This is a genomic window from Mailhella sp., from assembly GCF_057866825.1.
Genome location: NZ_DBMAHT010000062.1, coordinates 1 through 11,716, shown reverse-complemented (window position 1 = coordinate 11,716; position 11,716 = coordinate 1). Strand labels below are relative to the sequence as shown.

At 62.7% G+C, this 11,716-nt stretch carries 8 protein-coding genes; 6 read left to right on the top strand and 2 right to left on the bottom strand.

The annotated features are described in order from the left end of the window. The 3 genes from ACZM96_RS07050 to ACZM96_RS07040 form a co-directional block, all read left to right on the top strand. Positions 1-1,912: NADH-ubiquinone oxidoreductase-F iron-sulfur binding region domain-containing protein (locus ACZM96_RS07050; RefSeq protein WP_489488163.1), on the top strand; the 1,912-nt coding region annotated here is incomplete at its 5' end. 23 nt (positions 1,913-1,935) lie between these two features. Then, positions 1,936-3,681: an NADH-dependent [FeFe] hydrogenase, group A6 gene (locus tag ACZM96_RS07045; protein WP_489488162.1), complete on the top strand. Its 1,746-nt coding sequence runs from the start codon at positions 1,936-1,938 to the stop codon at positions 3,679-3,681. Positions 3,682-3,824: 143 nt separating this feature from the next. Beyond that, positions 3,825-4,220: a hypothetical protein gene (locus tag ACZM96_RS07040; protein WP_294487774.1), complete on the top strand. Its 396-nt coding sequence runs from the start codon at positions 3,825-3,827 to the stop codon at positions 4,218-4,220. A 106-nt stretch (positions 4,221-4,326) separates the two neighbouring features. On the opposite strand, the gene ACZM96_RS07035 is transcribed toward ACZM96_RS07040, so the two are convergent. Further along, positions 4,327-4,461: a hypothetical protein gene (locus ACZM96_RS07035; protein WP_294445492.1), complete on the bottom strand. Its 135-nt coding sequence runs from the start codon at positions 4,459-4,461 to the stop codon at positions 4,327-4,329. Positions 4,462-5,080: 619 nt separating this feature from the next. Between ACZM96_RS07035 and rlmD the strand changes: the two genes are divergently transcribed. Beyond that, positions 5,081-6,562, top strand: coding sequence for a 23S rRNA (uracil(1939)-C(5))-methyltransferase RlmD (gene rlmD / locus ACZM96_RS07030; protein WP_489488161.1), 1,482 nt, complete (start codon positions 5,081-5,083; stop codon positions 6,560-6,562). A gap of 30 nt (positions 6,563-6,592) precedes the next feature. Here rlmD and ACZM96_RS07025 read toward each other — a convergent pair whose 3' ends face one another. Continuing rightward, positions 6,593-9,154 (bottom strand): EAL domain-containing protein, encoded by a 2,562-nt coding sequence (locus ACZM96_RS07025; protein WP_489488160.1) that lies wholly within the window; start codon positions 9,152-9,154, stop codon positions 6,593-6,595. A gap of 536 nt (positions 9,155-9,690) precedes the next feature. Here ACZM96_RS07025 and ACZM96_RS07020 point away from each other — a divergent pair. Then, complete coding sequence (locus ACZM96_RS07020; protein ID WP_294487784.1) at positions 9,691-9,954, top strand: metal-sensing transcriptional repressor; 264 nt, start codon at positions 9,691-9,693, stop codon at positions 9,952-9,954. 105 nt (positions 9,955-10,059) lie between these two features. Continuing rightward, positions 10,060-11,716: heavy metal translocating P-type ATPase (locus ACZM96_RS07015; protein WP_489488159.1), on the top strand; the 1,657-nt coding region annotated here is incomplete at its 3' end.

The window sequence follows — 11,716 nt, the reverse complement described above, 5'->3', positions numbered from 1 at the left end:
TACCTGGCATAAAGGAGAGGACGACATGCTTGAACTCAAACGTCTCACTTCCGTCGACGCCCTCAACAGGCTGCAGGAAGAAGCCCGGCCGCTGCTTGATCTGCGCAACTACAACCGCGCACCGAACCAGGAAAAATATCAGATTCTCATCTGCGGCGGCACCGGCTGCACCTCCTCGGGCAGCATGAACATACGCGACGCCCTCCAGGCCGCCATCGACAGAAACGGCCTGAGCGACCGCGTGAGCATCGTGGTCACCGGCTGCCACGGCTTCTGCGAACTCGGACCGCTCGTCATCTTCTATCCCGGCGGCATCTTCTACGTGCGCGTGCAGGCCGAAGACGCCGACGAGCTCATCAAGACCACCGTGCTCGAAGGCAAGACCGTGGAGAGGCTCCACTATCAGGGCCGCACCGGCAAAACCCCGCGCCACAGCTACCGCGACATGCTCTTCTACAATCTGCAGAAGCGCCTCGTGCTGCGCAACTGCGGACGCATCGACCCGGAAAACATCTTTGAATACATCGCCAACGGCGGCTATCAGGGCATAGCCAAGGCCCTTTCCATGGGCCGTCAGGCCACCCTTGAGGAAGTGTTCAACTCCGGCCTGCGCGGCCGCGGCGGAGCAGGCTTCCCCACCGGTCTCAAGTGGAAGTTCATGGCTTCCGAACCGGCCGAACCCAAGTACATGCTCTGCAACGCCGACGAAGGCGATCCCGGCGCGTTCATGGACCGCTCCGTGCTGGAAGGCGACCCCAACGCCGTCATCGAAGGCATGCTCATCGGCGCATGGGCCACGGGAGCCACCGAAGGCTACGTGTACGTGCGCGCCGAATATCCGCTCGCCATCAAGCGCCTCGGCATCGCCCTCGCCGAAGCCGAAGCCCTCGGACTCATCGGCGACAACATTCTCGGTTCCGACTTCAGCTTCCATCTGAAGATCAAGCAGGGCGCTGGCGCGTTCGTGTGCGGCGAAGAAACCGCTCTCATGCGCTCCATCGAAGGCAAGCGCGGCATGCCCCGCGTGCGTCCGCCCTTCCCGGCCAAGCGCGGCCTGTGGGAACAGCCCACCGTGCTCAACAACGTGGAAACCTTCGCCAACGTGGCCCGCATCATCACCGATGGCGCGGACGCCTTCCGTCAGGACGGCACCGAAAAGTCCCCGGGCACCAAGATCTTCGCCGTCACCGGCAAGGTGCGCAACACCGGTCTTGTGGAAATTCCCATGGGCGTTTCCATGCGCCACATCATTTTCGACATCTGCGCCGGCATCAAGAACGACAAGAAGTTCAAGGCCGTGCAGATAGGCGGGCCTTCTGGCGCGTGCCTGCCCGCCTCCATGCTCGACAACCCCGTCGATTACGATTCCCTCACCGCCGCGGGCGCCATGATGGGTTCCGGCGGCCTGGTCGTGGTGGACGAAGACACCTGCATGGTGGACCTCGCCCGCTTCTTCCTCACCTTCACGCAGGCCGAAAGCTGCGGCAAGTGCACCCCCTGCCGCGAAGGCAGCAAGCGCATGCTCGAAATTCTGGAGCGCATCTGCGGCGGCGAAGGCCGCGACGGCGACATCGAGGAACTCGAACGCCTGGCACACACCATGCGCACCTCTTCGCTCTGCGCCCTCGGTCAGACGGCCCCCAACCCCGTGCTCTCCACGCTGCGCTTCTTCCGCTCGGAATACGAGGCACACATTCACGACAAGAAGTGCCCCGCCGGCGTCTGCACCAAGCTGCTCCAGTACAGGATTGATCCCGAAAAGTGCAAGGGCTGCACCCTCTGCGCCCGCAACTGCCCCGTGGGAGCCATCACCGGCAAGGTGCGCGAACCCCACCTGATCAATCCCAACAAGTGCATCAAGTGCGGCACCTGCATGGACAAGTGCAAGCACGGCGCCATCAGCCGCGTGTAAGCCCGACCTTGAGGAGAATCATCATGAGCGATACCGTTACTCTGACTATAGACGGCCAGAAAGTGACCGCCCCCGCGGACGCCACCATTCTGGAAGCCGCAAAACTTGTCGGCATCAACATTCCCACGCTCTGCTACCATCCGCTGCTGCGCCCCGAGGGCTCCTGCCGCGTGTGCGTGTGCAAGGTGACGAAGGCCCGTTCCTTCGTGCCCGCCTGCATCGCCAAGGTCAGCGAAGGCATGGAAGTCTTCACCAACGATCCCGAAGTGCTCGAATCGCGCAAGAACATCGTGGAACTGCTGCTCGCCAACCATCCCAAGGACTGCCTTGCCTGTTCGCGTTCCGGCAACTGCGAGCTGCAGCGCGTGGCCAACAATCTGGGCATCCGCCGCGTGCGCTACGAATACAACCGTCCGCCCATGGAAAAGGACGAAAGCAATCCCTGCATCGTGCGCGATCCGTCCAAGTGCATTCTCTGCGGCCGCTGCGTGCGCATGTGCGCCGAAGTGCAGGGCGTGAGCATCTATTCCTTCGCCTACCGCGGCCTCAACGCCCGCGTGACTCCGGCCTTCAACCTCGGCCTCGGCGAAGTCTCCTGCACCTTCTGCGGCCAGTGCCGCAAGGTCTGCCCCACCGGCGCCATCACCATGAAAAGCGACACCGAACGCGCCTGGCAGGCCCTGCGCGATCCGGAAAAAATCGTCATGGTGCAGACGGCTCCCTCCGTGCGCGTGGCCATCAGCGAACCCTTCGGCGGCAAGCCCGGCGACATCGCCACCGGCCAGATGGTCAGCGCCCTGCGCCGCCTCGGCTTCGACAAGGTCTTCGACACCAACTGGTCCGCCGACCTCACCATCATGGAAGAAGGGCACGAACTCGTCGATCGCCTGAAAAACGGCGGCGAGCTTCCCATGATCACGAGCTGCTCGCCCGGCTGGATCAACTTCATCGAACTCTACTATCCCGATCTGCTGCCGCATCTGTCCACGGCCAAGAGTCCGCAGTCCATGTTCGGGGCCATGCTCAAGACCTACTACGCCCAGAAACAGGGCATCGATCCCTCCAAGATCGTGTCGGTCTCCATCATGCCCTGCACCGCCAAGAAGTTCGAGGCCGAACGCCGCGAACTTTCCGCCAGCGGCTTCGCCGACACCGACATCGTGCTCACCACCGCCGAACTCGCCCAGATGATCAAGGAAGCCAACATCAACTTCTTCGCCCTGCCGGATGAGGAATTCGATCCCATCATGGGCGAAGGCTCCGGCGCAGGCAACATCTTCGGCGCCACCGGCGGCGTGATGGAAGCCGCCATGCGCACCGCCTACAAGGTCATCACCGGCGAAGACATGGAACCCGTGGAACTCGAATCCGTGCGCGGCATGGAAGGCATCCGCGAGTCCGAGGTGGACTTCAACGGCGCGCTCACCCTCAAGGTGGCCGTGGCCCACGGTCTCGCCAACGCCCGCAAGGTCTGCGAAATGATCCGCAAGGGCAATCCCCGCGGCTGGAACTTCATTGAAATCATGGCCTGCCCCGGCGGCTGCGTCAACGGCGGCGGTCAGCCCATCAACCTCGACGCCGACACTCCCCGTCTGCGCATCGAGGCGCTGTACCGCAACGATCGCAACCTGCCCGTGCGCAGAAGTCACGACAACCCCGAAATTCAGGCCCTGTACCGGGACTTCCTCGGCGCGCCGAACAGCCACAAGGCTCACGAGCTGCTGCACACCCGCTACTATGAACAGTACCGTTCCTGCCGGAGCAAGTAGTCGTATCGCCTGAACGCTCCGCGCCCCGACCGGCATGCCCGGCCGGGGCGCTTTTTTTCATACAGGCTTTGACTTTTCCCGCTCTTGCCGCCAATATGAAACCCCGCACCGGTTCACATTCCGGCTCAATCTGTGGAGGATTTATGTCTGAAACCCGCTTTCTTTCCGAAATGTTCAATATACAGCCCCCGAGCTGGGGCCTCCGCGGCGATCCGTACCTCTGGGAAGACATGAAACAGGCCTTTGCCGACATTCCCTTCCCCTACAGCTCCCATGAGCTCGTCATGGACATTCACCGCATCTTCAAGGAAAAGACCGGCGAAGAGCTGAGCACCACCGTCCGTCCCTTCGTGGCCGCCTACGACCACGGCGGAACCTCGTCGGGCAAGGTATCGGGCAGGTTCTGGCTTCTCACGGCCATTCCGCTGCTGCTCGCCCTGCGCGACGTGGCCGAAAACAACATGGCCGAATTCGACAAGATTCTTGCCGAAGGCACGGCCCGCTTCGCCCTGCGCAGCCATCCCTGCACGCCTCAATGATGTCGGCCCGGGCAGAGCGCGCTCCGCTCGCGGCAGACGATGCCGACAAATGAAAAAGGCGTCCCTTCCAGGAAGGGACGCCTTTTTCATGCAATGACGACAAAAATCAATGAACGTGTTCGCCGCGTCTCACGCGATAGATGATGGCGCAGATCATGACGATGAAATAAATGAAGATGCAGCCCACGCCCACGAAGCCCTGAGGGGTGGAGTGCATGGCGCTGGTGATGAGTTCTCCCATACTGTGCTCCTCGAAAAGTCTGGACGGCCCTTCCGGCGAGCTGCCGGAATCACCGTTTACCTTCTCCCAAGCCCTGCAAAAAGTCAAGGCGGTTTTCCCGAACGGCTCGCCTGTTCCGACGAAATACGAAGCGGTTGCGCCATGTTCCCGCAAGAGATCCAAGGACAGGCGGGCGGGGGGCAGGGCCAGTGACTCGCATGCCGCCGCGCGTCGGCCGAACGTGCGGGCGTCCGCTCCCATGACCGACGCCCTGCCGAAACCTGCCGGGCACAGCCGGGCTCTCCGCGCGTTTTGCAGGCTCCGAAGCGCAAGACTCCGGCCTCTTTTTTCCGCGAAGCAGCTCCGCAGCCTTGCCGGACGATGCGCCCCGCGTTTTGCCGACGCCTGCCCGCGCCTTTCACTCTCAAGCGCCGCGCCTTCCGCCGCGCGAAAAAGGTGCGTCCATCCGCGCTCCCGGCTCGCCGCCACGGCGCACCATGACGGGGCGGCGAATCGGCCCATCGCCCCCGGCCTGCCGCCCCGCCGCAAGCGCCCTTCCGGCGTTCTTCCCCGGATTCCGGGCTTTTGCCTTTCCTCCCCCTCCCTGCTATGATGCCCCATCACCCCACAGGAGACGTTCATGGCATACCAAAGCAACGACACGCTGGAACTTGAGCTGCACGGCCTTTCCCCCGACGGCAGGACCGTGGGACGCAGCGACGAAGGCATGACCATTTTTGTTCGCGGCGGCCTTCCCGGTCAGCGCGTGCGGGTACGGCTCTGTCATGTGAAAAAGCGCATGGCCGAAGCCGAGCTGCTCGACGTGCTCCGCCACGCTCCCGACGAGCGGAACGCGCCCTGTCCTCACGCCGACGAATGCGGCGGCTGCCCCTGGCAGCGCCTGCCCTACGCCCGTCAGCTTGAGGAGAAAACCCGCATCGTGCAGGACGCCCTGCGCAGGCTGGGGCGTCTCGATCTGCCCGAAGGCGTGATCCGCCCCGCGCTCAGCCCGGGAGAACAGGCGGAATGGGGATACCGGAACAAGATGGAATTCGCCTTTGCGCAGGACGCCTCCGGCCGCACCACGCTCGGCCTGCGGGCGCGCTCGTCCCGCACGGTGATTCCGGTCACGCAGTGCCTGCTGCAAAGTCCGCGTGCCATGACCGTGCTCGCCGATCTCAGGGAGCTTTGCGAAAAATTCCGCCTCGTGTCCGCCCCCTCCGGCCGCAGCGGCAGGGAACGTGCTCCTCGCAGGAAAGGCTTCAGCAGCTCGGTCAGACAGAACGACATCCTGCGCTTTGCCGTCATCCGCGAGCCGCAGGACGGCGGCTGCCTCGTGGAGCTCATCACCCTGCCCTCGCCGCAGGAAGCCTCGACCGTCCGCAAGCTCGGCAGCGCGCTCATGGAAAAAAATTCCGGCGTGACGGGCTTCGTTCACAGCATCCGCGCCGCCGAGTCCGACGTGGCCTACGGCGAGCAGACCGTGTTCACGCTGGGAGAATCCCGGCTTTCCGAAACGCTCGATCTGCAGGGCCGGAAGGTCACCTTCGCGCTCGACCACAATTCCTTCTTTCAGGTGAACAGCCGCGCCGCCGAACTGCTCTACAACACCGCCGCCGAGCTCGCCGCCTCCCTGTTTCCCGGCGCAACCGGCCTCTGGGGCAGGGACTGCTGGGACATCTACTGCGGCGCAGGCGGCCTCGCCCTGACCATGGGCCCGCATTTTTCGCGCGTGTTCGGCCTCGAAAGCGTGGCGCAGGCCGTGGAGCTCGCCGCCCGGAACGCCGAAGCGGCCGGAGAAAACACAGAATACCGCTTTGAATGCGGCGACGCCGCCAGACTCGAACGCTGCTTCCGCGAACGCGGCGTGCCCGACCTTCTCGTCACCGATCCGCCGCGCGCGGGCATGGACGAGCGCACCGTGCAGGCCATACTCAAGCATCGGCCTCCGCGCCTCGTGCTCGTGTCGTGCAATCCGGCCACGCTGGCGCGCGATCTGGCGCTGCTCGCGCCCCTCTACACCATACGCGCCGTGCAGCCCGTGGATCTCTTCCCCCAGACGCCGCACGTGGAAACCGTGGCCGCGCTCTCGCTCCCGTCTCCCGGAAAGCAGGAAGCCTGAGAGCGCGAAATCACGGCAGGGCGGCGCTCCTCAGAGTTCGCCCCGCTCCAGACGCTCTCTGCGCTCTCTCTGAAAGCGGACCACGAGGAAGCTGGCCAGCACCCGGATCTGGGTGTCGTCGTCGATGGCGTTGCGGGGATTGTCCACGCCCACGAAGCCGGCCACACGGCCTTCTTCCATGAGCGGCACGGCGATGAGCCGATAGATCTCCTGACGTTCGAGCATCTCCCATTCAAGAGGGGAACGACTCCTGAGCGGCTCCTTATTATAGATGATGACGGACTTGTCGTGCAGGAAGAGTTCCATCCACCGGAACACCGCTTCCGGCGGCACCTGCTGAAGATTCTCCTTCTGCGGCGTGATGCCGGAAGCGCACCACTCGAAGGTATTGTCCCAGAATCCGGGCTTCGCAGGCGAAGGCTCAAAGAGATAGGCCCGGTCGGCCCTGTAGAATTCCCCGAGCGAGGCCAGCACCAGATCCACGGCCCGGCTCCAGTCCCTCTGACGATGCAGCACATCCACGTAGCCGGTGATGCGTCTTGCAAAATCCAGACGGGCCTGAGACTTCCGGCTGACGTACTCCCGCCTCGTGATGTCCATGCCGACCTGAAGACGCAACGTCTTCTTGTCCACGTCCAGAAGCTTGTCCTTCAAAAGAAAATGCCTGTCGCAGTAACTGTTCCAGTCCTCCCATATATGAAAGGAGTCATGGCGCAGCCCGGCATTGGGACAGAAGCTGCAGGGAGCGTCCAGCCCACGCAGCGCCTCATAGCATTTGCGTCCCCGGTAGTCCCTGACGCCGAAGATCCTTTTCCCCGCGGCATTGAGATAGTATAACTCATGCGTCAGAACGTCGCACAGGGAAATGACGTCCTCGGTCTTCTCCAGTATGGTGTGCTCAAGCGCATACCTGTCCTTTGAAGACACGGAGAGTTCCTCCCGCGCCCTGTCGTCGGGACAGGGAGCGGCCTCCAGATACTTCCTTCTGAGCACGAATTTCTCAGGGGACATGGGCCTTGCAAAGAAATACCCCTGATAGAGCGACGGATGAAGCGGCTCCAGCACGGCAAGTTCCTCGGAATTTTCCACGCCTTCGCAGCATACGCGGATGCCGCAGCCCGCAGCCAGTTCGATGATGTTGGACAAAAGACGCAGATTGTAGGCACTGTGCTGAATGCCGCTCACGAAGCAGCGGTCGATCTTGATCTCGTCGATGGACAGTTCCTTCAGCCAGCTCAGGCTGGAATAGCCGGTTCCGAAATCGTCCACGGCAATCGCTATGCCCTCTTCCTTCCAGGCGCTGAACACGGCGTTCAGATACGGATAGTTCTGAAGCTCCCTGCCTTCCGTGACCTCGATGGCGAGAGCACTTCCGGGAAGGCCGCTCGCCCGGAGCAGCTTCAGAACATCGTCCTGAATCTCCGACTGCCACAGCTGACGGTAGGACATGTTGACGCTGACGCGAAAGTCGGGAACCGTCAGCCTCCAGATGCGGCACTGTTCCAGCGCCTTCCGAATGATCCACTTGCCTACCGGCACGATGAGCCCGCTCTGCTCCAGCACCGGAATGCATTCGTCCGGGGAAATGACGCCCCTTCGGGAAGAGCGGAACCGAAGCAGCGCCTCCGCTCCTGCAAGTTCGAAGGTCTCGGAACGGATCTGCGCCTGATAGAGAAGAAAAAATCCCGAAAAGTCGTTCCTGACGGCGTTCTCCATTTCCTCAAGCAGTTCCAGAGCGGCTATCTTTCGCTCATAATCCTCGGGCATGAAGAAGCACAGTCTGTTCTTTCCCGACTTCTTTGCGGCCTCCAGAGAACTCTCGGCATACTGCAGGAGCATTTCGCTCTCCGGAATCTGATACTTCTGCAGCGGAACGCAGCCTCCGGAAATGGTGCATTCGCCCTCAAGGCTTCTCTGCACATTCCGAAAATACGCCTTCACCTGCTCCTCGTCCGTCTCCGGCAGAAGTATGCAGAAGCAGTTGCCGTTGATCCGGCATGCCCGCTGCTCGCCCGTGCAGGCGTCGTTCATGGCGTCCCTGAGCACTTCAAGAACGCCGTTGCCGCACTCCCGGCCGTATTTCAGGTTTATCCGGCTCAGATTGTCCACGTTCACCATCAGAAGATGGCCGCTCCGTCCCCGACGATGCGCCTTTTCCAGCTCCTTCAGCCACGCCGTCTGACAGCTGTCCCTGACGGGCTGCTCCAGATGCTCCTGCGCCGATATCGTTCCCAGAAAAAAACTCGCCCTGCCGCATTCATCGAAATAGCATTTTCCCTTGGTGCTGAGCCATATCAGCTGTCCGAAACGGTTCCGCATGCGGTAGTTGAAATGATAATGCTGCCGCTCCCGGCGGAAGGAGCCCGAAACATAGCGCTTCAGTCTGGCGCAGTCCGCGGGATATATCACCCGGTACCACTCGTCCAGCGAACAGCCCGAACGGGGAATCATGGCCGTTATTTTCTGAATATTCTCGGAAAAGCAAAACTTTTTTTCCACAAAGGAATAGTACTGATAGCACTCGCCCGTACTGTCTCCGAAATGGTTCAGCATCTGCTGACGAAGCTCACTGTTGTTCCAAAGACTATCCATCGATCCTTCTCTTCACCCTGTCCATGCAGACGTACGCAGCCTCATAAAAACATCCCGGCTGCTCCCGACGGCAACACATTTCTGCGGAAAATATGAGCTACTCTATATCAGACTGCGCCGACCTACAAGACGAGTCCCGCAGCTCTCCCTGTCGGCTTTTTTCGTCATGAAGGATATTTCCGGTTCCACCTGTCCCCAAAGAGCAGGAAAGCATGATGCCCGCGGTCTTTTTCAGACGCCCAGGACGGCTCACAGCTCCCTCCTCCTGCCGGAAAGGCGCGCCAAACTCCGCCGCCGAAACTTCCCCCACGCCCGGCAACGCTCCGGCACGGCCGCCTTTCGCCTTCTTTGAAGGCGGAAGAAGTTAAGATACACTCGTTCCGACGCCCTTTCCTGAACGGCGTCATGTGTCCCGCCGCAGATGCCGCCGCCCTGCAGGACGCGTCCTTCCCTGCCGCTCCAAAGCCAGGAGCCGCAACTTCGGCGGAAAACATGCCCCGACCCTCGGGGCCGGAGGTACCCGCATGAGACAATGCATGGATTCCGAAAACCTGCACCGCCGCCTGAAAAAGATCATCGGTCAGGTGCAGGCCATCGACCGCATGATCGACGAGGACGTGCCCTGCGAGGACATTCTCGCCCAGATCAACGCCGCCAAGTCCGCTCTGCACAAGGCCGGACAGGTGGTACTCGAAGGCCACATACGCCACTGCGTGCGCGACGGCATAGAACACGGCGACGCCGACCAGACCATAGCCAGCTTCACCAAGGCCGTGGAACGCTTCGCCAACATGAACTGACGAAAAACCGGCCCTTTCCTGCGGCCGGTTCTTTTTGGCCTTCTTGACAAACCTATACCCCTATAGGTATTTTTCAGACATGCCCACGGCTGCAGGAGGCCCCTCATGACGACAACGGACATGCTCTCGATCTGGCGCGATTTCAAGACGGAACTCACGTTTCTCATGCTTTCGGGGCTGTCGCTGCTGGCCAGCATGCTTGTGCCCGAAGCTTTTCCGGTGGACCCCGCGTGGGTCGCCATCGTGCTGTGCGGCGTGCCCATCGTCAAGGAGGCCGTCGTCGGACTGGTCACGGCCTTCGACGTCAAGGCCGACGTGCTGGTGGCCACGGCCCTTGTCGCCTCCGTGATCATCGGGGAAGACTTTGCCGCCGGCGAAGTGGCCTTCATCATGCAGCTCGGCTCACTGCTCGAAGAAGTGACCACGGCGCGCGCCCGGGCGGGCATTGAAAAGCTGGTCCGCCTCAGTCCGCAGACCGCGCGCCTTCTCAAGGACGGGCGGGAAATCATGACGCCCGCCGCAGACGTGTGCGAAGGCGACGTGCTGCGCGTGCTGCCCGGAGAAACCGTGCCTGCCGACGGCGTGATCATGCGCGGTCAGAGTTCCGTGGATCAGGCGCTGCTCACCGGCGAATCCCTGCCCGTGGACAAGGCGGAAGGCGACGAGGTGTACAGCGGCACCGTGAACCGCTACGGCTCCTTCGACATGAAGGCCACCCGCAGCGGCACGGACGGCTCCATTCAGCGCATGATACGACTGGTGCAGTCCGCGGACGCCGGCAAGGCGAAGGTCGTGCGCCTGGCCGACCGCTGGGCCACCTGGATTGTGGCGGGCGCATTCTCCGCCGCGCTTGCCACATGGCTTGTTACCGGAGAAATCATTCGCGCGGTCACCATTCTCGTGGTGTTCTGTCCCTGTTCGCTGGTGCTCGCCACGCCCACGGCCATTGTGGCGGCCATAGGAAACCTGACGCGGCACGGCATGCTCGTGCGGCAGGGCGACGCGCTGGAACGCCTGGCCGACGCCGACATCTGCGCCTTCGACAAGACCGGCACGCTCACGCTCGGCGAACCGCGGGTGCGCGCGGCGTGCAGTCTGCGCCCCGACCTCTCCGACCGGGAACTCCACCGGCTCTGCGCCGGGGCGGAACGTCGTTCGGAGCACCCGCTCGGCCGCGCCGTGGTTCAGGATTTCGGCGAAGAGGGGCAGATTCCCGACGGCGAAGATTTTCAGATGATTCCCGGCCGCGGCGTGCGCTGCACCGTGGAAGGGCGACGCGTGGCTGCAGGCAGCGCCGTCTTTCTCGCCGGCGAGGGCGCGGCCCCGACCGAAGAGGATGTCGCCCGGGCCTCGGAGTTCGTGAACGAAGGCTGCACCGTCGTGTGGATTGCCGTGGACGGCCGCCCTGCCGGATTCATCGCCCTTTCCGACATGCCCCGTGCTGATGCCGCGCAAACCGTGCGCGCCCTCAAAGATGCCGGAGTGAGACCGGTGCTTCTCACCGGCGATCACGCAAGCGCCGCGCGTCACGCGGCCCGGGAACTCGGCATTGAGGACTGCCGCGCCGAATGCCTGCCCAAAGACAAGATGCGCTTCATGGGCGAACACGCCCGCGTGTGCATGATCGGCGACGGCGTCAACGACGCTCCGGCGCTGAAGAAGGCGCATGTGGGCATGGCCATGGGCGGCATGGGCAGCGACATTGCCGTGGACGCCGCCGACATCGTACTCGTGCGCGACGGCATAGGCGAAGTGCCGCACG

Coding starts and splice junctions, on each gene's coding strand:
- ACZM96_RS07035 (WP_294445492.1), bottom strand. CDS start 4,461: ATGGGAGAACTCATCACCAGCGCCATGCACTCCACCCCTCAGGGCTTC.
- ACZM96_RS07025 (WP_489488160.1), bottom strand. CDS start 9,154: ATGGATAGTCTTTGGAACAACAGTGAGCTTCGTCAGCAGATGCTGAAC.
- ACZM96_RS07020 (WP_294487784.1), top strand. CDS start 9,691: ATGGATTCCGAAAACCTGCACCGCCGCCTGAAAAAGATCATCGGTCAG.
- ACZM96_RS07040 (WP_294487774.1), top strand. CDS start 3,825: ATGTCTGAAACCCGCTTTCTTTCCGAAATGTTCAATATACAGCCCCCG.
- rlmD (WP_489488161.1), top strand. CDS start 5,081: ATGGCATACCAAAGCAACGACACGCTGGAACTTGAGCTGCACGGCCTT.
- ACZM96_RS07045 (WP_489488162.1), top strand. CDS start 1,936: ATGAGCGATACCGTTACTCTGACTATAGACGGCCAGAAAGTGACCGCC.